Origin of the sequence: Sedimentitalea todarodis (assembly GCF_032595355.1) — a bacterium.
GTDB classification, from domain to species: Bacteria; Pseudomonadota; Alphaproteobacteria; order Rhodobacterales; family Rhodobacteraceae; genus Sedimentitalea; species Sedimentitalea todarodis.
Genome location: NZ_JASMWN010000008.1, coordinates 19,412 through 44,394, shown reverse-complemented (window position 1 = coordinate 44,394; position 24,983 = coordinate 19,412). Strand labels below are relative to the sequence as shown.

Below are 24,983 nucleotides of genomic sequence, written 5' to 3'. Positions count from 1 at the left end.
AGTGAAACACCCATGAAATCCATCGTTTTTGCAACTGCCCTGTCACTATGCGCGGTACCCCTCTGGGCGCAGGATCAAGTCACCTTGCTGCTGGATTGGTTCGTGAACCCCGATCATGGCCCTGTCATCATTGCGCAGGAAAGGGGCTATTTCGCCGAGCAAGACCTCTCGGTTGAGATAATCGCCCCGGCAGACCCGTCAGCGCCGCCCAAGATGGTCGCCGCGGGGCAGGCCGATCTTGCGATTTCATATCAGCCGCAATTGCACCTGCAAATTCACGAAGAGATGCCATTGCGGCGGGTTGGTACGTTGATCGCCACCCCGCTGAGCTGTTTGTTGGTACTTGCGGATGGCCCAATCATTACGCCCGCCGACCTCAGCGGACGCAAGATCGGCTTTTCCGTGGGCGGTGTTGAAGAGGCGGTGCTTGGCCAAGTGCTCAAGACCCACGGCGTTTCGCTGGATGAAGTCGAGTTGATCAATGTGAACTGGTCGATGTCGCCATCCTTGATGTCGGGGCAAGTGGATGCGGTGATCGGCGCCTACCGGAATTTCGAGCTAAACCAGATGGAAATCGAAGGCATGCCGGGCCGCTGTTTCTACGTCGAAGAAGAAGGGCTGCCGCCTTATGACGAACTGATTTACGTGGCCAACACAGATACGATGGACGTTGATATGATCCGGCGCTTCCTTGCCGCCACGGAAAAGGCGACGCAATACATCATCAACCATCCGGCAGCAAGCTGGGAGATCTTTGCAGGCACCGCACCGGAACTGAATGATGCGTTGAACAAGCGCGCATGGGCTGACACCTTGCCCCGCTTTGCGCTGCGCCCCACTGCAATGGACCCGGGCCGCTATGCCACGTTCGAGACGTTCTTGCATGATGCGGGCCTGATCCCTGCGATCAATCCAGTCAGCCACATCGCCATCGATGTGACAGCACAATGACCGCATCACCTTACGGGGCAACCTTTGCGCTTTGGCGTACAGGTTGCCCGGATCCGTGGAACGCATACACCCATCATGCCTTTGTTCAGGGTTTGGGTGACGGGACACTGCCCCAGGCATCGTTCCTGCATTACCTTGTCCAAGACTACATCTTTTTGGTGCATTTCGCGCGGGCGTGGTCGTTGGGTGTGGTCAAGGCAGAAACGCTGGATGAAATGAGGGTTTGCGCGGGCACCGTCGACGCGCTGGTCAATCACGAGATGGCGCTGCACGTCAAAACCTGCGCCGCGGCCGGCATAGATGAAGTCACCCTATTCGCAGCCACGGAAGAATTCGAGAACCTCGCCTATACGCGCTATGTGATGGATGCCGGGCTGCAAGGGGACTTCCTTGATCTGATGGCTGCCCTTGCGCCGTGCTGTTTCGGCTACGGCGAAATCGGCCAGCGGTTGGCGAAGTCGGCCGCTCCTGATACGCCATACGGTGACTGGATCGAGACCTACGCCGACACCGCCTATCAGAGTGTCATGGTATCTGTTGGACAAATGATGGATGCGGCCGTCACGCGTCGCTTGGGACCTGATCCCGCAGAATCGGCACGTTGGCCGCATCTGCAGGGACGCTTTGCCACTGCCACTCGACTAGAGATCGCATTTTGGGACATGGGATTGCGCGGCGCGTGACACAGGCCCCCGCAATCCACGTACGCGGCACGCATGAAGTCGATGGTGTGCGTCAGTTCGGGCCCCTTGATGTGAGGATGCCTGCCGGGAAATGGACCTGCATTCTGGGGAGGTCCGGCGTCGGAAAGTCGACACTCTTGCGGCTGATTGCTGGTCTCACCACTGCGGGTGAATTTGATGGGCATATCACCACATCTGACGCGGGCACGTTGGAGGGTCGCGTCACTGTGATGGCCCAATCCGATTTGTTGCTGCCGTGGCTGAGCGTTCTAGAAAACACGGTGCTTGGGGCGCGTCTGCGTGGCGAAGACCCCGATATGAAAAAAGCCCAAGGCTTGCTGGACCGTGTTGGGCTCTCGGGTCATCTGGACAAAAGGCCAAACGCGCTATCAGGCGGGATGCGACAACGCACCGCCCTTGCGCGCACCCTGATGGAAGATCGGCCAATCGCCCTGCTGGACGAACCGTTTTCCGCGCTGGACGCAAGTACACGAGCAGATATGCAGGAACTCGCGGCCGAGGTTCTGGCCGCCAAAACCGTATTGCTCGTCACGCACGATCCCGCAGAGGCCGTTCGGCTCGGCCATCAAATCACCGTTTTGACGCCTGATGCGGCCCAAACATGGCCCACTCTTCACATTCCGCCCATCCGCGATCAATACGCACCCGCCACCGTCGGGTGTCAGGCGGGATTGCTGGCCCATCTGAGAGAGATGCGATGACACGCATTTGCCATGTCTTGGGGGCCTGCGCCTTTGCACTGTTTCTATGGCAGGGGATTGTGTGGATCACGGGCGTGCCTTCGTTCATCTTGCCATCGCCCTTGCGGGTCGCACAGGCCGCTGTGACCAATCGCGCGATAATTGCAGAAAACACACTTGTGACCGCGACTGAAGTGATCCTGGGCCTGATCATCGGCACCGTATCGGGCGCGACTACGGCGATCCAATTGGCCAGTTCGGCGCGCCTGCACCGCCTGGTTATACCGCTGCTTGTCTTTACCCAGGCAGTCCCTGTTTTTGCTCTGGCTCCGATCCTCACACTTTGGTTCGGCTATGGCATCACGTCCAAGGTCGTTATGGCGGTCTTGATCATCTACTTTCCGGTGACTTCTGCGTTTTATGACGGGCTGACACGGGTGCCTGCGGATGTTCTGGATATGGCCAAGACGATGCGTGGCACCAAACGGCAGATCATGCGCCGAATCAAAATCCCGCATGCGTTGCCGTCCTTGGGGACCGGTTTGAAACTAGCCGCAGTTTACGCCCCTATCGGTGCCGTCATCGGAGAATGGGTCGGGGCTTCCAAAGGCTTGGGGTATCTGATGTTGCTGGCCAACGGGCGGGCCAAAACGGACCTGATGTTCGCCAGCCTGTTCACGCTCGCGATCATGACATTGCTGTTGCATTTGGCGGTTAGCAAGGCAACTGCCACCCTTGGCGCGCCTTGACGCGAAACGCTCGGTGCCCTCAACGGACCCACCTTTTGACAAAGTGGTCGTCCGCCGCAAAGCAAAACATTTCCACCATGCGGTGTTGACCTGCTGTTCGCAGAACTTGCCGCAAAGGCACGCTGTCGGGAAGTGGTGCGGGTGAAGCGCATTGAAGTCTTACATCACTGCGTTTCACCATGTATCAAAACTGCATATATTCAGCACCTTAGAGAAAACTTCCTGTTTCACGCTGTTGCATTTTGCCCCATACTATCCCACATCTTGGGGTGGACGCAAAGGGGGACGGAATGACAAGAGCCTTGAACAAGATGTCTGCGGCTTTCGTGAAGTCTGCCCCGACAGGAAAGCATTCCGACGGCGGCGGCCTTTGGCTTCACCGACGATCTGATGGTGGCGCGCAATGGGTTCTGCGTGTGACTGTGCACGGAAGACGGCGCGAGATGGGTCTTGGCTCGCTTTCGGACACACCTCTCAAACAAGCCCGTATGGAAGCCGAAAAATGGCGAGCTTTGGCGCGGGACGGCACGGACCCGATCAAGGAACGCGAAAAACAACGGCGGCAAAAGGCACGCAATCTGCACATGCTGGGAGACGTTGCCCGAGATTGCTTTGACGCACGCAAGGCCGAACTCAAGGGCGACGGGACGGCTGGACGCTGGTTTTCACCATTGGAACTTCACGTCCTGCCCAGACTGGGCAAGGTTCCCGTGGCAGAGATCGATCAGATTGACATCCGAGACACTCTCAAGCCGATCTGGCACGACAAGGCGGCGACAGCGCGCAAAGCCATGGAGCGTCTCTCAGTATGTCTTCAACACGGCGCGGCCCTCGGTCTGGACGTGGACCTCCAGGCCCCTGCCAAGGCGCGCGCACTATTGGGCGCGCAACGTCATAAGGTCACGCACATACCATTCTTGCCTTGGCAGGAAGTTCCGGCTTTCTACGCCTCATTGGATCAGGATACTGTGACAAATCTTGCGCTGCGGCTTTTGATCCTCACGATTGGCACAAGATCACGCCCCCTTCGCTATCTGCGCGCAGATCAAACCCTGGGAGACATCTGGATCGTGCCCGCCGACGAGATGAAAGGGAAACGAGGTACCGGCGCGGACTTTCGTGTACCGTTGTCCCGTCAAGCAATGGGTGTGATCGACAAGGCCCGCGCCCATGAAAAAGACGGGTTTCTGTTTCCCAGCGTCCGCAAGGGAGTGATTTCCGATGCCACCATGTCCCGGTTGATGGAGAGACGCGGGATGGAAGCACGGCCACATGGTTTTCGCTCCAGCTTTCGAACTTGGTGTTCAGAGGCGGCAGAAGCCCCTTGGGAAATCGCAGAAGAATGCCTTGCGCACAGCACAGGCGGCAAGGTGGAACGATCTTACAAACGGACGGATTTTCTGGAGCAGCGGCGTGAACTGATGCAGCGCTGGGCTGATTTTGTTGATGGGTGAAAGCGTGGCGAAGCCCGGACCTCGCGGTCGATATGCGCCCGGCTCAGGGTCAATGGGCTTCGCACCACTCAACGCTGCCAGTGACAGAACGAGGGTCGAGGCAATGTTTGACAGAAACGTTCCTGAAGATTCCTGGCGTCGGTTGAGAGATGCACTTTGGAACAATCAGTGTGATTTCCGAAACCGAATAAGCCTTTCTGACTGGTTGCGCCGCAACAGAGCGCTAAAAAAGCGGCTCAAGAACGGATTGCCTTCCGATGACTCCGAAATCCTTGAACTTGCCTGTGTACATCACGGCATGCCAGGCCGGAAAGCCTGGGACGTTGTACACATGATGCAAAAGGAACTATTGGCCGACCAGAGAAGGTATTCGGAACTGAAACGTTCCGGCGAGTTGTATGACAGGGACGAAGACGGTCATCCGTTGCACACCTTTTGTTGGCTGGACTATTTTCACCTGCAAACCGAAGCAATATTGTCATGTGAAAACATTCTCAACGAAGCGGGCATTGACACTTCGCTAACCGATACAAGAACTCCCGAGATAGACGCGGAAGGACAAATCGTCCCGACACCGTTCGAAGAGTTCTGTTTCACATATATTTTCAAGGGGTCAGTCAAAGAATTTCGAACCAGAGACGGTGAAGATAGCCATCGGGTGTTTCAGCGCGTTCGTGATGCTCAGAGACAACGAGGCAAACTGAAGCCAAAAAGTGAAGAGTCTGCTTTGTGATCTGAAAAGCCGTTCTCGCGATAATCCGTGTGTGTTCATAATTCACGGAGAAGCCCCATGAAGTACCTTACCTGCCTAGACGTAATGAGCCGCTACAGGATCAGCCGCTCTACAACACACCGTTGGATCGAGAACCCTGATGTCGGCTTTCCAGCCCCGATAAAGATCGGCCATCGGATCTTATGGCGTGAAGCCGATCTCGCAGCTTTTGATGCGAAATTTGCCAGAGGCCAAGTCACTTAACCACCCACCCAGCCTTGCCCGCCCGTTGTGCTGATCCGTCGCGCGCAGCGCGCCCCCCGCAATGTCTTAGCAATATATGGAGGCTCTTTATGAGCATCAAAAATAACGCCCATGGGCGAAAGAAAGATCGTGTTTTCAGACTGGTCTACGGACCAGATTTCCAGGCCAAATGGTCTGAGAACACTTGGACGGATGGCCCGTCCAAAGTGGTCATCATTCCAAATCACGGTGTGCTTTTCGTCGGGTTTGTCGACGCCGATGGGCGGGCGCGGCGCGGTTTCCTCCTCGACGCAGAGGACGCAATCCAACTCGGTCTTGGCCTTCAGCAAAACGGCGCCCTTTCAAAGTCTCTGGGAGATATCCAATGAACCTGCCGGATAGATTCCTCAACTGGCGGTCGATCGACGGGCGCAAGGTGCCTTGCCGCGCCGACGGGACCGTGTGCGACGCCCATGACCCGGCAAATCATACGGACTATGCGACGGCCGCAGCGGCACCCTACAGCGTGGCCTTCGACATCCGCGCCGAGGACGGCTTGTTCTTCCTCGACATGGACAAGTGCCGTAAGGACGACGGCTCGTGGACGGCCGAGGCCGAAACGATCTTCCTGTCCTTCGCAGGCGCGTGGGGTGAGGTCTCGCAGTCGGGCAAAGGGCTGCACATCATCGGGCGCTGCGACCCATCCAAGCTTCAAGATCGAAGAAACAAATTCGACGGGTGGAAAGAATTTTATACCGACGGACGCTTCGTTGCCTTTGGGCGTAAGGGGTGGAACCCTATCGGCGGTGAACTCCGATGGGATACGGACTGGACAGACCAGCTTCTTCGTGTGGTCCCCGAACGAGCAAATCTCGGCGAACTGCCCGAAGGTGTTGATCCTGCCTATACTGGACCCAACGATGACGATGAACTGATCGAAACGATGCTCGCGTCGAAAGGCGGTGCCGGTGCAAAATTCGGGCTCAAGGCGACGGTACGCGACCTCTGGGAAGCCAATATAGCAGTCTTGGGCAAGATGTATCCCGCCTATGACGGCAAGGGCGACTTCGATCACAGCAGCGCCGACGCCGCGCTGATGTCGCACCTGGCGTTCTGGACCGGCAAGGACATGCCGCGAATGGATCGACTGTTCCGTCGGTCCGCGCTCAACCCAATGAAGAAGTAAACTTTGGACACGACGCCAACATCTTGCAGGGCCTGGTAAATTATAAGCGGAAACACCGAAATCAGTATGCCTCTGGCTATCGCTTCAGTTCCCGCCAAAACTGCGAAACCGCGAACGCTAGGCGAAGGTGCATGGCGAAGCCATTCTGGGATTCGACGTTCGTGCATCAGGACAACTCATCTGGATAACTCCACTAATCACAGGTTCCGTGTTGCTGTGCATTTCCAGTTGCGACCCAATGTCGTTTTTCCGCAAAACCCTCTTCCTTACAGTATGCCGAGGCACCGAGGAGACGTTGTTGAACGTAGTCGTATTTTGCCCGTTTGGTCGAAAACGTGGCAGCGCTTTACAGGAATCCTGCCGAAGCTATCGAAGACAACTTCAAATGGTGGCCAAAATGATAGGCGTTCACTCCATCGAAGGCGGGTTCACACGCAAAGAATGTGATGAGATTGTCATCGCAACGAATGCGGCCCCTGCGCGAGAAGCGTTGCTTGTCGGTCAAAACCGCGATCACAATCTACGCCGCTCTGACTTGGTGTGGCTGGATGAAGTCGACGGCATGGGATGGGTCATGGACCGGCTTATCGACGTCGTCCGAAAATCGAATAGGGATAGGTTTGATTTTGATCTGCAAGAATTTGCAGAAAGCCCGCAAGTCGCAACCTATGAAGCGACGGAGGGCGGGCATTTCAAGTGGCATTCTGACATTGGTGATGGGCCAGTTGCGCGCAAACGCAAGCTAACTTTGGTCGCCCAACTCAGCAAACCCGGAACCTATGACGGCGGCGACCTGGAAGTGATGCCCGGTGCGCACATCGTCGGGGCCAGTCGTGCACAGGGTTGCGTCACCATCTTTCCAAGCTTTCATTTGCATCAAGTGACGCCCGTGACCCAGGGAACTCGCCATTCATTGACTGTCTGGGCCCACGGTCCGGCATTTCGATAGTCACAAGAGGGGGCTTGGTAACTTAATCGACGTCAACCTACCGGTTAAAAAAGGTCCTTTGCGCCGTTGACACAAATGTTGGGTTTTGGCCGGAGTTATTTTGAAGCTAACAGCTCCAAACGTTCTTTGGGGCAATAACTCATTCTAAAGGAGTATAGGATGGATGAATTGGATGTGGATGCGCTTCGGATTTTGAAAGCTATTGCAGAGGAATATGGGAAAGTTTTGACCCTTCACGCTATTGATGAAATTGATGATTGGGCTATCGATGAGCTCGTGAGATACGGGTTAATCAGCGTCCGACAGCTTCACAACGCCGATGAATTGACGCTGACGAACGAGGGTGAATGGTATCTGGAGAACCTACTGGGTGAGTAAAAAAGTAAGTTTTCTGTCTGTCATATTCCTGTCTTTGCAGACGTGGTCGCGGATTTTGGACCAGTCGTTAAGGTGGATCGCATGACGAAAGAACTGATCCAGAATGAAAAACCAAAAGAACCATTCGCCTGCATTCAAAGCCTAGGTAGCGTTTGAAGCAAGTCGTGAGGAGATGACGTTTGCAGAACTGTCCAAGAAGTATGGAGTTCATCCAACGCAGACCCGGCAGTCGCCCCGCAGACCACGAATGGCCGCCGTTGAACAAAACCTACTGCCAAAATGCTGCCTCAGCAATGGCCGCACGTGCACAAGTCCGGTTTATCCCGCGACCTAATTGTTCGACCTCCCTGCAGCGAAAGGGTGGTTTGGGAATGCCCAATTTCGACCCTCTCAATGTCCTCGACGGTGAATTCGCTGCGTTGCAAAATGTGAGACTCTGCAGATGCGAAGAAATGCTGCGTCAGCAATAGCCGCATCTGCATGGGTCCGGTTTGTCCGCACAACGATCCTCCATCCAGACCGAAACGAAAGTTCAGTCTGGGGCTGAACTGCTTGACGTCTAGTCCATTAGTGTGCGACGCGGCCCCGACGATCGTGACCCTTCACGGGTAGATCAGCGTGACCTTGGACGGGCATGAGACAAAGGAAGGGATGTGCCATGGCAGTGGCACATCTGCGACTATTGGATCAGCCCGCCCAGGGCCGCGAAAAGCGACCCCGATAGGGATGACAGACAACATTTCCAACAAGGGACATGGGTAGGGATCGTGGAGGGTCGGGCCGTCACATTTTTGTTTTGCTCTTGCGGACACGTCGCCACGGTGGACCGGATAGACGGATTGCGCTCGGGGATATTGCCGCGAGCAAAGTGCTCAGCCTGCGGTAAGCGCGGTGCTGATGACATGAGGCATGGCTACCGGTGTGGTGAAACCGTTAGACGTGAGACTTCCAAGAAGGGAGATTCCACATGATTGCCGACAGCGAAATTGCATTCGACCGGCTGGGTGGAGAAACGATAGATAGTTTGCTAATCTTGATTGGTGGGGCAAAGAACGGCCTCACCAATTTTCATCATTCCGAAGGAGCGTCCAGTGAATAAAACAGCGGTTCTGCGCCTATTGTTTGCACTTGTTATCGGTTTGGTCGGAGGGTGGATTCTTGCTCAGATGTGAGCAAGCCTCTGCTTCTAGCGCTCTCTAATCGGGGTCCTTTGCGGAACGAGGCGTCTAGCGCGGGTCGGCCTGATCCGCGTCAGTTCTTGTTCGTAACCGGCGTCTGGTCGACAATGTGGACCAAGGTCGAAGCCGTCAGGGTCGCGGCACCGGACTCGATGGTGGTGTATGTGGTAGAGGACAAAGCAACGGCGGCTGCGGTCAGCGCGATCCAGTCAACTGTTGTATCACCCGCGTCACTGTCGCGGAAGCTCTTGAAAAATCTGACCATGACTTGCGCCTTTAAAAAGATCACTCGTTACTCGACAGTCGGCAAACACTGCTGGACCGCCTCTTGCCTCGCCCCAACCCACCGCTGTGTTGACCTGCATTAACCATAACGCGATGGCGGGAATTGGGCGGAATATTGGAATGCTGCGCCACAATCAGAAATGTGCAATCTGGTGGGCTCCTATTTCGCGAATTCTATCCCATTCATGCCCTGATCCTGCGGCTGTAGGTGGAAAACTCCTCAACCCGCATTCCCCAAGTAATCCGACGTTTTCGGACATCTGACAGGCAGTAATCTGTTATATTTCAGCATGTTAATTAGGCCGAAGGCGGTGGGTTATGGATCACCCGAAGGGTGCAAGCGAAACGGGTGATGCGCGGCTCGGTTTTGACCGTCGGGTGCGGCTGGATTCCCATGGATCCAAGATCAGCTCGGACGGCGGTCTGCTGCTGTCTCGGGAGTTGGATGAGGTGCTGGGCCTGCACGACATTGCGGGCGGATTTCTGAGAGACACGCGAACTGGCCATAACCGGCTGCATTCACTGGTCGGGCTGTTGCGGCAGTCGGTTTTCGGGCGGTTGGCTGGATATGATGATGTGAATGACGCAGGTCGTCTGGCGTTTGATCCGGTGTCCGAAGCGAGGCTCTTTCGCCGGACCTCTTCATCTCGGCCATCGAACAAGCAATGGACAGGTTTCCGAACAATAAAAACCTGTCGCAAAATGAACTGTTCGGCGCCATAGGGACTCTGAACAGCACGTTGGAAGCGATATCTCACTATTTCGACTGCAACTTAGCCCGATAGCGGTTGCCGACAGCAGATCACTCTGCTGTCGGCTCGGTCTACGGTCTTTGGTCAGCAATGAGATCTGGGAAATGGCTGGTGAGACCCGCCACCTCGTTCCGAAACGGTGATCGGTGCGAAGGTTGACGAGTAGTCCAGTATTTCGATGGTAACTGCGCCTCGTCCCTTCGCTGCGTGAGCCTCGATTATGTAACGGCCCGCTGGAAGATCGTCGAACAGAAATCTGCCGTCAGCACCAGTCAGGAGCGCTATGTCCGCAACCGGCTCGGGAGCGTTTGCGATCGCCACCGACGCTCCCTCAACTACCGAGCCGTCAAGTGTCAATACGGTTCCCGTGATTCGTGCATGTCCGACGTCAAGCCTGGGCATCGATCATTGCTCCGTCCAGGCTTTGATATTGCGGTAGACAGCCGGAGTGATGCGGGTCGCGATGTTGCCAGTCCGCGCGCCATAGTTGTGAATACCGACGATGTACCGGCGTCCGTTCCGCATCACGTAGGGGCCGGAACCGCTCTGTCCGCCGTAAGTGTCGTGTTGATAAAACAGCTGGCGGGACGAGACCCTCGACAGGCGACGCGCCATGCCCCAGAGCTGCGCGAAGGGTTTGTCGCCAGGATATCCAGCAAGGACGATACGACGGGCAAGAAGCTCCGAGTCCGGCAACGCCGCATAGCCGAAATGGCCAAGGCGTTTGCCCGCGAAGGCGTTGGATGGGAGCTTGATGCAGCCGTAGTCGTATTCGGCCTTACCTTGTGAGACCCATCCCTTGACGCTCCTGAACGATCTGGCTTTGACCGAACCGAATGGTCTGGTTTGGCCGTCGGAACCGGGAATGACCTCTATATCCTTCGCCCAGCGATTGCCATACTTGGAGCTACGCATATAGACGCAATGGCCGGCTGTCAGGATCGTATCCGGACTCACGATGGATCCGCTGCCCACGAAGAACCGGCCGCCCATGTTGATGCGCAGCGCAACTGTGCGCGGCCATGGCTGGCGTGTAGTGTTCGTAATACGGATCCGGTCGTCAGTTCCGATGATGACCTCGAGAACCCTGCCGAGCTCCTCAGCCGCAGCGTGTTCAGCGGGGCTTGCATCGCCGTAGGCCTCCGCGCCGCCGTCGTCAAATTCTGGAGCGTTCTCGATCCGGGCAAGAATTTGGGCCAAAAGCCGCATGAGTTGGCTCTTGCTCTGATTGCCACGACGAATGCCCTTCTTGCGTTTGCGGCGTGAAGTCTTACGTTTTATAAGAGACAACAGTTTCGGCGTGGCAGATGCAATCGTCGGGAGGACAGCACCGATCAGGCTTCCGATAAACTCCGGTTCTCCAAGTTCCGAAGCGTCCCCAACATTCGGGAGGAACTCCGCGTCGTCGCCCGCCTCTTCCCCGGATTCGGCACTGTCAGAACGCTGCGCACCAAACTCCGTTTCCCAACCTTCGGCATCCCCGATGATGTCTTCGAAATCGCGTGCCGCGTCTTCAGTAGCTTCAGGGAGTTCTTTGAGCGCAGTATCGCTCGCTTCGGGTAGGGTTTCGCCGCCGAGCACTTCGTGCGAGAGAGTATCGTCACCCACTTCTTCGTTGGAACCTGCTCCGGCTTCGGTGTCGAAGTTTTCGCCGGGCTCAGCCTCCGAGATCAAACTTTCCGTGTTGGTTCCCGCGTCTCCAGCGCCAGCATCGCCACTGTTTTCATCCGAGGGCGACATGATATCGTCCTCGAGGCTTTCGGACAAAAGATTTAGTTCCATCATTTTTCTCCATTTCTCTGAAAAGTGCTTCTTCTCGGCGAAATCCGCCTAAATGGGATTCCCGGTTCGAATGAGGGGAATCTCGTTGAATCCGCCGTAAGAAAAGTCCTATCGTGATCGGTGTAATGTGCGTGTTACTTGCCTAAAGCCCGTGAAATCTGATAGGTAACGGTTGAATAACGCCAAGGTGCTACCACACATTCAAGTGACGAATTTTCCAGAAAACTGACCCTGGACGTTGTTGGGACCAGTCTGGGACGGTTTTCCTAGGTATTAAATTTTGCAGTCTAATTGGGAGAGTTGAGCATGGCAGACAAATCCATTCCGGTGGCCGATGTTCCCAAGATCGTCGATCACCAAACCTTCGGTCGTTTCGTTATCGAGTGGGCCCTTATTGCGCCCGAGAAACGTCCTACAACCGTCGCAAAGATGCGGGAGAAATATCCGCGGGCCTTCGAGGCAATGGAGTTTCCTGCCCATGTCGGAGGGGACGTTCGCCTGAATATGGTGCAGGGTGAGATCAACGAGATCGTTGTCAACCTGCCTCCGTTGCACAAACTTCTACCGATGCTCAGATACCTAGAGGACAACCCGGAATCGTTCGCGAACCCCGGTGATTTTTCCTTTGATATCAATAATCCACCCCAGGTGCCTGAGGTGCCGGGAGCTGAACACTATCAGATTCCGAGATTTTTCGAAGAGTTTATCGATGACAGGCGGCAGAATGGCGACGATGCTGTAGACTACAAGCAATTCTTCCTTAAGCAGGTTGCCGACTACAGCATCAGGCATTGCCGGTAATCCGAGATCTTTCCGGAAGGGCACGCATTGGTGCACCGCATGCTGCAAGCCCTTTCATGAGCCGTTCGGTCACCGAGCGGTCTCGAATTGGATAGGAGGTCAATAGCCAATCAGTTATAGCCTCATCCGTCGCGGGCTGTGTTCCCCACCAGCGCCTCCGAATATCACTGAAATAGCGTGCGAGTTCCTGACGGCCATCGTCCTGTCGCCCGGAAAGCGCAAGCGCAGCGCTCTTCCAGCCGTCAATGTAGTTTGTCGCCCCAGCTCCGAGATGTGCAGTTCCTACGGCGGCTTCGTAATCCGAGGCAATGAATAACACACCCGAATAATAGGCCCAGTGCAGGCGCGATATTCCGAAGCTTAGTTCTGCCATCTGCTGACCAATGCGGACTGCACGATCGACCTCACCGACATAGGCAAAGCCGAGCGCGCTGGAGGCAAGCACCCACGCGTCGCGGTCATTGAGGTCGATCGCCACATCGAAGGTCGCCGCAGCATTGTCCCAAAGCCCGACAAGTGCAAACGACCACCCGAGTGTCAGTTGCGCCTTCGCATCGAGCGGATCCAGCCCAACGGCTCTGAGGGCCAAGCTCAGTGCCTCTTGATGAGCTGCAGCAGACCGCGCGATCCCTGGTCGGATGAGATGACGCGTGTTGAGTACCTGGGCGAGACCGGTGGAGGCCGGCGCAAAGTCCGGATGAACGCTCGCAAGCCGTCTGAACAGCGCTTCGGCCTTGTCCTCGCTTTCGGGACGCCAGTCTCGCAAGAGCGCCTGGGCAAGAAACCATGAGTCATCCGGAGTTCCGCCCTCATCGCCTGAGTCTTGGAAGAGTGCGAGGCGTGCCGAGGAGATATGAATATCGAATGCCATCGCAATCCTTCTTGTAATTCGGCGCTCAATCTTTCGAAGCGTTTCCGATTGCAGTTCGACTGTCTCGCTCCAGATGACCTGGCCCCAAACGTCACGGAATTGCACAGACAGCTCCGCATCGGAGTCGCGCGCAACGATCCGACCCGAGATCAGGAAGAGTGGTCCCTGCACCGTGGGCGGGGGCGGGTCGACCATCGATCCGTCGACGATCCGCCACTCGCGGAACCTGCAAAGCGTTGCGATCAAACTGTCGCGCAGTCCCTGCGCGCGAAGTGTGGTCTGTTCGGGCACACCGGCGTATCCGAACTGTTCTACCCAAACCACCGGAGGACGACGTCTGTTATCACCGACGCTCGTCTGAAGCGGATGAAGGACCGAACTGGTTTCTGCCTCCAACGTGGTCAGACCCGCCGCCTTGATCTCTGCGATCAGCGACTGCGTTGCCTCTGATGGCAGGCAATCGAACTCCTCGTCGAGATGCTGCCAGAGGTCATTGTAAAGTTGCAAGGCGTCGGCAATGTTGCCATTTGCATGATGCAAGCGGATGAGATATCGGCACGCCGCCTCATGCGTTGGTTCCATCCGGCTCAGTAGTCGCGCTACCGCCTCTCCTTCTAGGTGAGGCGGTTCTAATTCGTTAAGCCGTGCTGAAAGCGTTCCGACCGCATCGTCATGGGCGCGCTGGCGCTGAACGGCAAGCCAGCTGCTGTAACCGGAAGACACATCCTCAGTTCCCGTCGCCATTTCAAGGAAGAGGCTTGGCAGACGTTCGACAAGCTGAGGGAGCATTCCACCCCGCAGTTCGCCAAGAGCTGCCGTCACGTCGACAGTCGCAGCTTCGAGAGATACCGAATCAGGTGTTACATGGAGGATGTCGTTGGCGGCGCTTCCGAGCTCGCGCCGCAGTATGTAGAGGATTTGGCGCAGAGAATTGCGCGCACTTGCGGGATCTGCGTTCTCCCATAGATAGGCCATAAGTTTCTCGCGGCTGACTGGAAGAGGCGAACTGAGTGCCAAGAGTGTGATCATGGCGTGGATTTTCCGTCGTTTGACGGTGATCTCTACGCCGTCGCAGATCAGGCCGACGCCACCTGCAAGTCTGACCCCGTTCGCTGCGGGTACACTCATTTTGGCGCCATACCAATGGTTGATGTTCGGGTGTCGATCGATGCCTTAGCAGACGTACCAGGTGGCGGATCGTAGGGAGATAACCAACTTTTGCGGACGTCCATTGAAGTGTCGTATTGCGCCCTATCAGCTTCCTGCGAAGTGGTGCAGCAGCTTGGTTCCAACTGAGGAGACAGGCACTTGAATACCGGAATATCGAACTCCGCTCGAGTTAGATCAGCCGCAGCGATCAACACGCAAAATGTCTCAGCTCGATCGAGCAATCCAGCGACCAAATCCGATTTATCGCCGAGGGGAAGATCGGTTGATACGGCCGAGGGGTCTGCGAAAACCCCGGTGAGTCTGGAGGTGTCAACAACGGTTGTTTCCGGTGTGCGAGGCACCACTGTGCACTGCGGCCGAATATCGTGTGACAGAGATCTCAATTCACAGAGCGCCAACTCTCTTAAGGCGGCTGCGCCGGCTGCTGCCAGCGTAGGACGAGAAGCCGCGCCGAATGCGTAAGCGCTTCCGTCCAATGCAGTGGAAATAGCCGCGACTACGGGCGCTAGAGATTCCACACCGATATCTAAGACCGTAACTCTCCGCGTCGATCCGCCTCGGCGTTCAGCCAGACCGCGGCTCATAAAACGTGCTGGTTTCTCGCCGCGCCACCAGCGGGCGACGGCGTCGCGTTCAATGAGCTCACAAATCGCAGCAAGCAACGCAGCCTCGCGCGTCGAGCCCGCGGCACATCCTTCACTAGGGGCTGGCAATCTGCCCGTGGTTTCACCCCTCCGCCTCAAGATCCAATCGGCAGGGATGGCTATCCGGTCGCCCCTAGCGAGATCGGTGGCCTGAACCCACTCCTTCGACTGGGGTCGAACCGTCAGCCAAGAGTCGGACGGGACGGATAGAAGGGGGATAGTTCGATCGCTCTTGAGATCGCCAGCGCGTTCAAACTGCGACAGGGCCTCTGCGGCTTCGCCGGCTGCTGAAAGAGTGGCCTGATCCTGTGTCTCTCCGACACCTGCAACGTCACATTGCACCCCGTCAGGAAGTCTGATGGTAGCGAGGTGTACGCAATATCTGCGGTCAAATGGCACGCGCCCAATGAACTGTCGGACCACCTGTCGGTCGAGGAACCGGGCAGCGGCAGCGGTTGATTGCAATGGGTGCGGCGTCATCTCCTCTATCCCCGAGTTTTCTCCCGAAGTGTGCTTGAGTCGGGTGGACGACCGTCGAGTTTATATCCGATCCTACCCCGGACCGGCAGGCGCGTCGACCTAAAACAAAATTTTAGGCGGCTCTGTCGCTTGCACTACTTTGGCACTTTAGGTTTGGTGGATTCTGCAAGAAGCATTTCACAATGAGGGCAGCGTCTGGCTGGATGTCGCGCCAAGATATCAAGGATGGCATGCCTGATGGCTGGCATGTTGGTTGCGGCGGAGGCCCGGGGACGGTATTGCCAAGTTGTTTGAGGATGCATGAAAAGTGATATTGTTTTGCGCTCAGGCTGTCATTTCTGCTGCGTATTTCATACCAGAGTGTGAACGCATCAGTCCGTGAGTGGCGGTATGAGGTTGCGGTGAGTTGGCAGCGAGGAGGGCGAAAGATCAAGTTGATCTGGTCATGCGCAGACAGAAACCTCTGAGCCTGCCGGGGGAGTGGAATGAACCTTGGGGTCTGCCGATTGAATCTATGCTAGGTTCGCCATTTTTAGGGGGTGTCGGATGGACGATCGGATTACAGTTGAGACGGTGTTTGAAAATGGGGAAACGCGTAAGCATGAGTTGGGTATTTGGCCCAGGTCCTCTCGGCAGACAAGTGGTGAAGCCATCGGTCTATTACTCGAGGATGGCAGATCAATCCTCGCCAGACTGCAAAATGTCATTGTCCAAGATCAGCTTGAGGAAGTGGCGGGGACCTGTCGCAAATGTCCGGGGTGCAATCAGGTCCGGCGCATTCATGACTATCGAACACGTAAGCTAGATACGATGTTTGGGCGGCTCGACGTTCGGGCTCCGCGCATCAAACTGTGCGCTTGTCAGGTCGATGCGGCAGGCAGAATTGGTAGCTGTTCCATCCCGGACGATCACATTGACCCTCGGCGCTCTGGCCTTTTCATGGCAAGATCGATCTTGGGTGAGGTTCGGAACAGAGGACGAGAATGCTGATCCAACTTCATAATCAGGCGACGACGACGCCGAAGATCAGGGCTGCGATCCAGGCGAGCGACGAGCCTGCGTGGATGGTGGCGGAGCGCTACGGCATCTCTGAGCAGACGGTCTGGAAATGGCGCAAACGCGACAGCGTGTATGACCACAGCAAATCAACAGGCAGCTGTTCGGACGGAGCGAGAGGCGCGCCGTTTGCAGTTCCGGCGCGTTTTCGCCGTTTTGGAAGCATTGAACGAAAACACGTCTGTTGAGTGCAGAACTACGGTTATCGTACCATCGCGGTACACCCACAGCAAAGAGGAGCACATGGCATGTCCCGAAACTCACTCATCATCGCTGGGGTCGCGGTCTTTGTCCTGATCATACTATATGCCGTCTTCGGCGGAGGCGGAGACAAAGCCCCTGCCCCGATCCCAGAGACCGAAGCGTCAGAGCCAAAAGCAAACGATTAGAGCATATTTCACCGAACAGGTTTCATGTGTTCCTGGGGCATCGTGAGTCAGAACTTGTCTCGCAAAGCGCTGTTTCCCAAACAAGTTCCAGCGGGCGAAGAGCCTGTATGTCGCCCTGACAAACACCTGATTGAGTCGACGCCCGGAGGGCTTTCGTTTCCATCGCGTGTCCATTTTCTGTTCCATCTGGGTCTAGGGCGCGTTCCAAGTTGCCGCTGATCTGTGCAACAAGGCCTAGCTTAGGATATCTGCAACGACAAGTGAATCGGTTCGGTTGGTTTGAGGCTGCGGCGGTATGACTCAGGCAGGGACGATTCCCTGTCGTCGCGGCGGGTATTACGCATGGAGGTATGTTTGACCGGCACGGAATAGAGCAGCGGTGGGAGGCGGACGGCTCGAAGCGGGACGAGCGGGGCCGACGGGTGTTCGCCGCGAGCGAGGCGAGGGCAGCGGGTCGAGGCGGGCTGGCGGCGGTCTCGGCGATTACCGGGCTCGCCCGCTCGACGATCGGGCGCGGGCTGAAAGACCTTGACGCGCCGCCGCCGCACGGCCGGGTCCGGCGTGAAGGCGGCGGTCCGCGGCCGCTGACCGATCGCGATCCGACGCTGCTCAGTGATCTCGAGCGCTTGGTCGCGCCGGCGACGCGGGGCGATCCGGAGCGTCCGTTACTGTGGGTGTCAAAGAGCCTCGACAAGTTGGCCGCAGCGCTCACCGACATGGGCCACGCGATCAGCCCCAACAGCGTGCGCAAGCTGCTCGTCGGGCTCGGGTTCTCGCGCCAGTCCAACCGAAAGGCGGATGAAGGCTCCCGGCATCCCGACCGCGACGCCCAGTTCGAGCACATCAACAGGAAAGTCGTTGCCGCGCAGGCCACCGGCCAGCCCGTCATCTCCGTGGATACCAAGAAGAAGGAACTGATCGGCAACTTCAGGAATGGCGGAACCGATTACCGACCGAAGGGCGATCCGCGGCGCGTGAAGGTCCACGACTTCGAGGACAAGAGCCTCGGCAAGGTGGCCCCCTACGGGGTCTACGACCTGGCCGCCGACGAGGGCTGGGTCAGCGTCGGGATTACCGCCGACACGGCAGAATTTGCTGTGGCCGCCATCCGCACGTGGCTCGAGCGCATGGGGCGCGGGCGCTATCTCCAGGCGCGCGAACTGACGATCACGGCCGACTGTGGCGGCTCGAACGGGGTGCGTGTCAGGCTGTGGAAGCGCGAACTCCAGAGGTTCGCCGACGAGAGCGGGCTCATCCTCCACGTCCATCACTATCCGCCGGGCACGTCGAAGTGGAACAGGATCGAACACCGGCTGTTCTGCCACATCACGCAGAACTGGCGCGGCCGTCCATTGACCGACCGCCGCGCCGTGATCGAACTGATCGGCGCGACGACGACCAGCTCCGGGCTCAAAGTCGAGTGCGCGCTCGACACCCGCACCTACAAGAAGGGCGTCAAGGTCTCCAACGCCGAGATGGCCAGCCTCGACCTCACCGGCGATGCGTTCCATCCTGAATGGAACTACACGATCAAGCCGCGGCCGCCCAAAGCGTAGCAGTTATCAATGCGGATGTCCTTAGCCGAAAACCCCCAGCTTTTGCCCACTCCCTCGGTCAGATCCCGGGGCGGGCGGCCGACACGCTGGAAAAGGACCTGCTTCCCGGGCGCGGTGCAGGTAGGTCGCCACGGTCGTCTTGCTGAGCTTCAGGCGCAGACCAATGTCGCGCACCGAAAGCCCCTGTTCATGCGTCAGCCGCAATCTGGTTCGTATGTCTTGCACAGTCATGCGCCTCGCTTGCTTGCGTCGTGGCATGTCCCCTCCCGATCTTGTTCAAGACCGGCAGAATGCCGTGACGGAGCAGGCGATGACCAACCGTGTCCGGGTCCCCGGAGCTGTCCGGGAATTACCGAAATCCCTGTCCGGGATTTACCGAAACGCGTGTCCGGGAATTACTGAAATCCGTGTCCGGGAATTTGCGAAACCCGCACTGACCTTCTCACAGGCGTCATAGGGCACAAGTGGCAGGGCCAAGCGGAGTGAAGTTGTGCGTGCAAGGCATGCTGCGCCATCTTAGCGGTCACGTCTTGGCGGGCCAAGCGTGGTTCCTCATCGCCTGATGGCTTAGTCCCTAGTTGCAAATCCCGCTCAGGTTGCGCTAGCATGTCGTGGAGAACCTCCATCGTTCGAGGCAACCTATGGCTAGCCTAACCGCTGCGCAAAACACATTCATCGAAACGTTTATCGTCGGCAAGGGTGCCGCGCGCGTGTCTGACGCGGTTACCGTGAACGACCTGAAAAAGGAGATCGAAAACTGGAAAGACGGAAAAAGCCGGATCAGCACGCACGTCGCGACAATGCGAAAAATGGTCCTCGCCGAGAACGCCGAAACGCTTGGAAAGGACGTCGCGCGCAAACTCACGCGCCTGCACCTTGCCATCGCTAGGGACGTCGATAATGCGTTCGGCGATTGCATCAAGCAGTTGAAACAGGGGCCCGGGCGTCCGATGTCAACGTCACAGATCGATGCGGTGCGCACCAAACTAGGCGCGAACAAGTCGATCAACTTCCTGAAAACGAACCCTTTTGGTGTAGCGCTTGATATCCTAGCCGAAGTGACCCCGGTCCTCGACAGATTGCAATCGGTGATGGATGGACAAAACAAGATGGCTGTCTGAACACACCACCTCTCGTCACTCATCCATTGCCAGGAAATCACTCATCCAGGTTATCTTGGCTTTTTGAACAGTTTTGTCGCCTTTGGACCGCCGCAACTTGTCCGGGTTTTTGAGCGAGTCCGACATGATATCTTCATCGACCGATCTCTTGTGAACCTTGCCGCCAAAGTTCGATGACGACGACTGGAACGTGCCGCCGTGCTGCCCCCCCGAAGCAGTGGAAGACGAAAAATGAGTGCCGCTGCCAAAGGTCCCGCTTGATCCGCCGCCCAGCCCCGATGCACCGCCGGACGGTGGCGGATCCCGGTCATCCTTGTGTTTCTTGATCACAGGGCCATCAAGCTGCATGTCGTCGTCGTCTTCCTCCTCGTCGTCGTCGTCATCAAGATTATGTGCGGCGGATGACGTCAGATCTGACTTGCGTGACTTTGCCGGTCTGGTGTCTGTCGCAAACATGGGCGCCTTGCGCACGTTTGCGCTCAATGCAGAGGGTTGTGTCACCGGCTCATTTCCGATCCCGGCATCATCATCATCATCATCATCGACATCGTGTTGGTCAAACAGATCAATCTCATCTTCCTCTGAATACTGGCTCAGGCTGACGGATTGATCGTCTTCAATATCTTCTGCGTCCACGGCCTTCTGTATGACATCGCGAATCTCAGAGATGGACTTGTCCTGTTGCGTCAACTTCTTGAACGACTTTTCATTCCGCTCCATGCGCTTCAAACGCAGGTTTCGCGTCGCTGTCTCTTTGTTGTCGAGGGCGTTTGGATCGTCGATCTGTTCTTCGTCGCGCTCGTCGCGCCACATTACGTACACGCGGCGAATGACCTTGATGGCAGTGGCCTGCTGTTGAAAATATTTGGCGTCGAATGTGGTGACTTTGCCTTCTTTGCGCACGTTTTCTATGCGCTTCCAAATCATGTCAAAGGCGTCCCGCTGAGGCGTATCGGCCTTGTCATTATAGATCTCATTCAGTTGCTCGATAATCCTCTGGATCGCTCGAGATTTGTCTTCGAGGTTCCCACGGGCCTCGAAATATTCGTCGAGAACGGAATCGTCGAAATCAACAGACTTGGCATAGTTCGCCAGAACAAGGCCGACCGGATATGTCTTTTTGCCGATGGTCACATCGGTCTTTTTTTGCACGAACGCGTCCGGGTCATTCAGACAGTCGCGCAACTCGGCCAGATCGCTTTTCGACACGTCTTCGGGCAGGTCATCGTCACTGCCCAGGGCAAGCTCGCACAGCACGATAAGGTTCAGGTTATTCAGGTAACGAAAGACTTCCCGGCTCGGGTCTTTTCTTGCGTTGTCTACAGCTGCGCACAACGGCTTTGAACCGGGGTCATCCTTGAGCACGTCCAATGTCTTGTCGCTCGGCGGTGTCTCCCAATCGTGCATGCGGGATTTTGCCAGGTCGCTGATCCCGCTTTGCTTGAAAAATTCGGGTGGGATGATTTTCCAGTTGCCGCCCAATACACCCTTGATCAATTCCCTCGCTTTGGCGGGATCATAGTTCTCCACTTCCGTGCCAAGGCTCATCATCGCGTTGTCGATGGTGTTCTGCTCATCGTCCGTGAAGGTTTCCCAATCGTGACTGCCGTTACAGGTTGAACATTCGAACTGAAGGTTATTCAGATCGTTGTAGGCAATCTTCGCCATCCTGAGGCTGTCTACATCCCGGTTCTTGAGATATGATTTCCAGGGAACAATATGTCCGCGCTGCATCCCTGACGCCTCATTGAAGCCATTGCAGGACATGCAACAGTAATAGTTGACGTCATTGCCCTGCTTGACGAGTTGATTGTCTTTCCAGCGCCGAAAAAGCGCCTTGCCGGTTTCCGGAAACCACTCCATCTGGCTGCGCTTCAGCGCCTTAAGGTCAAAGTTGTCATCCTTGTCCGGATGCTTGACCTCCCTGGCGATGGCCATGCCTGAAAATTTCGACTCTTTGACTTCATCGGCGCCATGCTCGAACTTTTGGTTCGCAATCCTGAGAAAATCCTCGGGAGTCAGATCCTCAAGGAACTTCGTTACGTCACCCTCCTTGGCAAGGTTTTCCGCGATGAAGTCTTTGATAAGGGTGGCTCGCAGCAGGGCCTTTACCTTGTCTTTTGGGTCCACCATCTCGAACGGATTTCCGTCCTCAAAGATGTGGGTCGTGTTACAGGTCGCATGTTCCCAATGCAGGTTGTTAAGATCATTGAACCATGTGTCGAGTTGAGATTGCGAGATTTCATAAAGCTTGTCTGCCTGCATCTTGCCCAGCACATAGTCTTTCCAACGTTCCTTATGTCCTATCTGCATCATCGAAGCCTGGCCAGGCTGCTTGCAGGAGGCACAGGTTGCAAACAACAATGCGTGGCCATCAACGGTCTGACTGAATGGTTTGTCGAACCGCGCCTCCATGCTCATGCGCGTCTCTTCTGTAAACCTCGGTCGGGTTTCCAGGTCCTCAATTTCCTTTGTTGTCAGGTTTGGCACATGCAGGTCTCCAGCAATGTCTGCAGTATAGCTGAAGTTCTTCCGTCCTGGTAGTATGAAGCTGCGCCAGTACGATCTTCAAACCGGTTTCTCCCGATCAGTTTTGCTGTACTGAAATTCTCCGAAAAGCCTTGTTCCACGCGGTGGACGTCCGAATGTGAGTACTGCTAACTGTCGATTGATATCCGCTTCGTAGAACGGGAGCATTGTCGAAGTTGAGCTTGGTGCCGCTAACGGCAACCGAGTCAGCACTCCAGACCCTGCGCCGCTAAAAATATTGCGTTGCGCACGAAGGTCCGGGCCGGTTGCGCTCAAATAGCTTACTGTCTTTGGATAGGCCAACAGAGCGCATCAAGCCTGCGCAATCCAATGTCCTTGGTGCGTTCGAACGATGCCTTGTGCGTCCACCGAAAGGTGGGAAGTGGTGCCTGTTTCGGTCTTCAGGCATTCGTATTGGTCATTCGCGATGCGTCGATAAATGAGGTGGAGCGGTATCAGCCGTTCCATTTCATGATCCAAACTTGCCACCATAATCTCGGCTTCGTCGCCGACGTCGAGCTTGAGGCGGCGGAGCGGCAAAGTAACTGTTGCCGGCGTGAAGCCCAAATCAATATCCTTGGCACCATTGACTGCTGGAACCGGTGTACCATTCAGCGTCCATGTATCATCAGGCGCGCGTCGCACGAAGATGCGTGACTTTGCACCGATCCGGGCGCGTCGTGTTGTTCTATCGCGTCGGGCGCGAATACGGTAACGCAGGATACTCCGGTCTGCGCCCGTCGACGAACCGTCAATCAGGTACCCTCCCTCAGCGTCGGCAAAACGGCAGGCGTCATTTCCTGGCCCGTCCTGCTTGACCCACAAGACTGCATGTGCACCCGCGATCATGGCTTGCTCTCCTTGTTTCGGGAAATCCTAACACGTCGCGGTCATTGATGACTGTAATAATTCCGCGCCTTGCTTGCGTGTCGGGATTACGAAGGCTCCATATTGGCGCCGGTCAATCGAGAGAGTGGGCAAAACCTGGGGGTCACTGGACTGTGCTATCCTGAGTTCTTTTGTGGGAGAGCAGTGATGGATGTACAGATTTCGGTGGAAACGACCTTCGACGATGGCACGAAGCGAACGCACCGGCTTGGACGGGTGTCGCGCCCCTATCGGTTGGCGCAACCGGAGGCGCTCGGATTGTTGCTTGAGGACGCCAAGGTGATCCTGAGGCAGATTCAAAAAGCCGTGCTATCCGATCAGGTCGAGGAAGTTTGCGCTGTAAGCCGCGCTTGCCCAGACTGTGGGTCTGGGCGAGCTGTTCACGATTATCGTACCCGGGTTCTTGACACGGTATTCGGACGGTTTCGGCTTCGAGCGCCGCGTTTCCGCCAGTGCAAATGCGATGCTTTGGCGGAGAAAAACTGCGGACGGACATTGTCCCCGGTGACCCACTTCTTCCCCGACCGAACGACGCCGGAATTACGCCGACTTCAGGCCGAACTCGGGTCGCGCCACTCTTTTCGGGAAGCCGCGCGGATCATTGAAACGCTTTTGCCCTGCGCAAAGCAGATTAACACAACGGTGCGCAACCGCCTGGGCCGAGTCGCGCAGAACTTCATTGACCGTGAATCTGCGCAAATCGGTGTAGATGAAGATGCGCAATCGCCTCCGCTGACCGTGTTTCTAGACGGTGCCCATATCGGCAAGAGCTTCTCTTCGAGAAGAGCCTAGATGGCCTGACCGATGGTTGTATCGGCTGCTCAGTTGAAGACGGCAAAGTAATCATGGCCGAAATCCAGAAGGCCGTCGTGCAGCGGGAGCTTGATCTTTGGGTGTGCTACCGACGCGTCTGTCAATGCTGCGGCGGTCAGTTGCCGATCAAGGATTATCAGAAACGGAGCATTTTGACGGTTTTCGGCGCGGTTTCTGTGAAGTATCCGCGCCTTATGATCTGTCAGAGCTGCAACCCCTGGGCATGCTTTACCTTCTCTCCTGCAGCAGACCTCTGCCTCGATCGCGCCACGCCCGAATTGATGGAGTTGTCGGCGAAGCTCGGCGCTAGGATGTCCTATCGCGAGGCATCTGATATTCTGTCGACTTTCCTGCCAGGTCACCTGTCCCGCAAGTTCACCACCCTTCGACATCGCACGCTTTCCGTTGGAAAGCGCATCGAAGAGGCTGAACGCAGACGGGGTTGGCACGAGTTCCTGGATAAAGAAGAACGCACGCAGTTGGAGCTGCAGATGGAAAGCGATCCTGCGCGCGAATTCGCCTTCACCGTCGACACCGCACATATGCTGAACGGTGACCTCTCGGAGCGAACCCGCTATGTCCCACCCGAAACTGAGGGATCGCCTTATGTGGCAAGTCTGCTGAATCCAACGCCACCCCTCCTCAAAGCGGCATGACCCCAG

23 protein-coding genes and 6 pseudogenes are annotated in these 24,983 nt (G+C 56.4%); 18 read left to right on the top strand and 11 right to left on the bottom strand.

Annotated elements, in window-relative coordinates:
- Nucleotides 1-12: 12 nt before the first annotated feature.
- The 7 genes from QO231_RS11680 to QO231_RS26145 all read left to right on the top strand — a co-directional run bounded on the left by QO231_RS11680 (nt 13) and on the right by QO231_RS26145 (nt 5,514).
- Complete coding sequence (locus QO231_RS11680) at nt 13-951, top strand: ABC transporter substrate-binding protein (protein ID WP_316776285.1); 939 nt, start codon at nt 13-15, stop codon at nt 949-951.
- Nucleotides 948-1,634 carry a thiaminase II gene (gene tenA, locus QO231_RS11675; protein WP_316776283.1) on the top strand — a complete coding sequence of 229 codons (687 nt, stop codon included), beginning with the start codon at nt 948-950 and terminating at the stop codon, nt 1,632-1,634. Before QO231_RS11680 ends, tenA begins: the two co-directional genes overlap by 4 nt.
- On the top strand, nt 1,631-2,356 hold the full coding sequence (locus QO231_RS11670) for an ABC transporter ATP-binding protein (RefSeq protein ID WP_316776281.1): 726 nt from the start codon (nt 1,631-1,633) through the stop codon (nt 2,354-2,356). Before tenA ends, QO231_RS11670 begins: the two co-directional genes overlap by 4 nt.
- Entirely contained in the window at nt 2,353-3,084 is a 732-nt protein-coding gene (locus QO231_RS11665) for an ABC transporter permease (RefSeq protein WP_316776280.1), read from the top strand. Before QO231_RS11670 ends, QO231_RS11665 begins: the two co-directional genes overlap by 4 nt.
- Nucleotides 3,085-3,374: 290 nt before the next feature.
- On the top strand, nt 3,375-4,538 hold the full coding sequence (locus QO231_RS11660; RefSeq protein WP_316776279.1) for a tyrosine-type recombinase/integrase: 1,164 nt from the start codon (nt 3,375-3,377) through the stop codon (nt 4,536-4,538).
- Between the two features lie 103 nt (nt 4,539-4,641).
- On the top strand, nt 4,642-5,271 hold the full coding sequence (locus QO231_RS11655; RefSeq protein ID WP_316776277.1) for a hypothetical protein: 630 nt from the start codon (nt 4,642-4,644) through the stop codon (nt 5,269-5,271).
- A 57-nt stretch (nt 5,272-5,328) separates the two neighbouring features.
- Nucleotides 5,329-5,514, top strand: coding sequence for a helix-turn-helix transcriptional regulator (locus QO231_RS26145; protein WP_394356597.1), 186 nt, complete (start codon nt 5,329-5,331; stop codon nt 5,512-5,514).
- On the opposite strand, the gene QO231_RS11650 is transcribed toward QO231_RS26145, so the two are convergent.
- Nucleotides 5,511-5,843 (bottom strand): hypothetical protein, encoded by a 333-nt coding sequence (locus tag QO231_RS11650; protein ID WP_316776276.1) that lies wholly within the window; start codon nt 5,841-5,843, stop codon nt 5,511-5,513. The genes QO231_RS26145 and QO231_RS11650 overlap by 4 nt on opposite strands.
- A 35-nt stretch (nt 5,844-5,878) precedes the next feature.
- Here QO231_RS11650 and QO231_RS11645 point away from each other — a divergent pair, with 35 nt between their 5' ends.
- Nucleotides 5,879-6,679 carry a phage NrS-1 polymerase family protein gene (locus tag QO231_RS11645; protein ID WP_316776274.1) on the top strand — a complete coding sequence of 267 codons (801 nt, stop codon included), beginning with the start codon at nt 5,879-5,881 and terminating at the stop codon, nt 6,677-6,679.
- Here QO231_RS11645 and QO231_RS11640 read toward each other — a convergent pair.
- A pseudogene (locus tag QO231_RS11640) lies at nt 6,661-6,846 on the bottom strand (MFS transporter); the annotation flags it as partial. The gene QO231_RS11645 and the pseudogene QO231_RS11640 sit on opposite strands and share 19 nt — an antisense overlap.
- A gap of 230 nt (nt 6,847-7,076) precedes the next feature.
- Here QO231_RS11640 and QO231_RS11635 point away from each other — a divergent pair.
- From QO231_RS11635 to QO231_RS11625, 3 genes are all read left to right on the top strand, one after another.
- Nucleotides 7,077-7,628 carry a 2OG-Fe(II) oxygenase gene (locus QO231_RS11635; protein ID WP_316776518.1) on the top strand — a complete coding sequence of 184 codons (552 nt, stop codon included), beginning with the start codon at nt 7,077-7,079 and terminating at the stop codon, nt 7,626-7,628.
- Between the two features lie 159 nt (nt 7,629-7,787).
- Nucleotides 7,788-8,006 (top strand): hypothetical protein, encoded by a 219-nt coding sequence (locus QO231_RS11630; protein ID WP_316776273.1) that lies wholly within the window; start codon nt 7,788-7,790, stop codon nt 8,004-8,006.
- A gap of 967 nt (nt 8,007-8,973) precedes the next feature.
- A complete protein-coding gene (locus tag QO231_RS11625; RefSeq protein ID WP_316776271.1) occupies nt 8,974-9,105 on the top strand; it encodes a hypothetical protein in 132 nt (43 codons plus the stop codon).
- A gap of 152 nt (nt 9,106-9,257) precedes the next feature.
- On the opposite strand, the gene QO231_RS11620 is transcribed toward QO231_RS11625, so the two are convergent.
- Nucleotides 9,258-9,449 carry a hypothetical protein gene (locus QO231_RS11620; protein WP_316776269.1) on the bottom strand — a complete coding sequence of 64 codons (192 nt, stop codon included), beginning with the start codon at nt 9,447-9,449 and terminating at the stop codon, nt 9,258-9,260.
- A 338-nt stretch (nt 9,450-9,787) separates the two neighbouring features.
- Between QO231_RS11620 and QO231_RS11615 the strand changes: the two are divergent.
- Nucleotides 9,788-10,087: pseudogene (locus tag QO231_RS11615) on the top strand (transposase); the annotation flags it as partial.
- A gap of 218 nt (nt 10,088-10,305) precedes the next feature.
- On the opposite strand, the gene QO231_RS26140 reads toward QO231_RS11615, so the two are convergent.
- Both QO231_RS26140 and QO231_RS11610 read right to left on the bottom strand, forming a co-directional pair.
- The gene (locus QO231_RS26140; RefSeq protein WP_394356596.1) at nt 10,306-10,623 is read right to left on the bottom strand and encodes a carboxypeptidase-like regulatory domain-containing protein; all 318 of its coding nucleotides are present in this window, start codon (nt 10,621-10,623) and stop codon (nt 10,306-10,308) included.
- A gap of 3 nt (nt 10,624-10,626) precedes the next feature.
- A complete protein-coding gene (locus QO231_RS11610) occupies nt 10,627-12,003 on the bottom strand; it encodes a trypsin-like serine peptidase (RefSeq protein ID WP_316776267.1) in 1,377 nt (458 codons plus the stop codon).
- 306 nt (nt 12,004-12,309) lie between these two features.
- Between QO231_RS11610 and QO231_RS11605 the strand changes: the two genes are divergently transcribed.
- Nucleotides 12,310-12,804, top strand: a complete 495-nt coding sequence (locus QO231_RS11605) for a hypothetical protein (RefSeq protein WP_316776265.1) — start codon at nt 12,310-12,312, stop codon at nt 12,802-12,804.
- Here QO231_RS11605 and QO231_RS11600 read toward each other — a convergent pair.
- The 3 genes and pseudogenes from QO231_RS11600 to QO231_RS11595 form a co-directional block, all read right to left on the bottom strand.
- Complete coding sequence (locus QO231_RS11600; RefSeq protein WP_316776264.1) at nt 12,788-14,803, bottom strand: BTAD domain-containing putative transcriptional regulator; 2,016 nt, start codon at nt 14,801-14,803, stop codon at nt 12,788-12,790. The genes QO231_RS11605 and QO231_RS11600 overlap by 17 nt on opposite strands.
- A complete protein-coding gene (locus QO231_RS26135) occupies nt 14,800-15,969 on the bottom strand; it encodes a YcaO-like family protein (RefSeq protein WP_394356595.1) in 1,170 nt (389 codons plus the stop codon). Before QO231_RS26135 ends, QO231_RS11600 begins: the two co-directional genes overlap by 4 nt.
- 324 nt (nt 15,970-16,293) lie before the next feature.
- Nucleotides 16,294-16,444: pseudogene (locus tag QO231_RS11595) on the bottom strand (IS6 family transposase); the annotation flags it as partial.
- A 508-nt stretch (nt 16,445-16,952) separates the two neighbouring features.
- On the opposite strand from QO231_RS11595, the pseudogene QO231_RS26260 reads away from it, so the two are divergent.
- Both QO231_RS26260 and QO231_RS11585 read left to right on the top strand, forming a co-directional pair.
- Nucleotides 16,953-17,111: pseudogene (locus tag QO231_RS26260) on the top strand (helix-turn-helix domain-containing protein); the annotation flags it as partial.
- Between the two features lie 653 nt (nt 17,112-17,764).
- Nucleotides 17,765-18,970: an ISAzo13 family transposase gene (locus tag QO231_RS11585; protein ID WP_316776262.1), complete on the top strand. Its 1,206-nt coding sequence runs from the start codon at nt 17,765-17,767 to the stop codon at nt 18,968-18,970.
- An 11-nt stretch (nt 18,971-18,981) separates the two neighbouring features.
- On the opposite strand, the pseudogene QO231_RS11580 reads toward QO231_RS11585, so the two are convergent.
- Nucleotides 18,982-19,228 (bottom strand): annotated as a pseudogene (locus tag QO231_RS11580) (sigma factor-like helix-turn-helix DNA-binding protein); the annotation flags it as partial.
- Nucleotides 19,229-19,611: 383 nt separating this feature from the next.
- Between QO231_RS11580 and QO231_RS11575 the strand changes: the two are divergent.
- Nucleotides 19,612-20,091 carry a hypothetical protein gene (locus QO231_RS11575; RefSeq protein WP_316776260.1) on the top strand — a complete coding sequence of 160 codons (480 nt, stop codon included), beginning with the start codon at nt 19,612-19,614 and terminating at the stop codon, nt 20,089-20,091.
- 15 nt (nt 20,092-20,106) lie between these two features.
- On the opposite strand, the gene QO231_RS11570 is transcribed toward QO231_RS11575, so the two are convergent.
- Nucleotides 20,107-22,512: a hypothetical protein gene (locus QO231_RS11570; RefSeq protein WP_316776259.1), complete on the bottom strand. Its 2,406-nt coding sequence runs from the start codon at nt 22,510-22,512 to the stop codon at nt 20,107-20,109.
- A gap of 420 nt (nt 22,513-22,932) precedes the next feature.
- Nucleotides 22,933-23,469, bottom strand: a complete 537-nt coding sequence (locus QO231_RS11565; protein WP_316776256.1) for a putative glycolipid-binding domain-containing protein — start codon at nt 23,467-23,469, stop codon at nt 22,933-22,935.
- A 186-nt stretch (nt 23,470-23,655) separates the two neighbouring features.
- Here QO231_RS11565 and QO231_RS11560 point away from each other — a divergent pair.
- Nucleotides 23,656-24,270: pseudogene (locus QO231_RS11560) on the top strand (ISKra4 family transposase); the annotation flags it as partial.
- Nucleotides 24,271-24,353: 83 nt separating this feature from the next.
- On the top strand, nt 24,354-24,977 hold the full coding sequence (locus QO231_RS11555) for a hypothetical protein (RefSeq protein ID WP_316776254.1): 624 nt from the start codon (nt 24,354-24,356) through the stop codon (nt 24,975-24,977).
- The last annotated feature ends 6 nt before the right edge of the window (nt 24,978-24,983 follow it).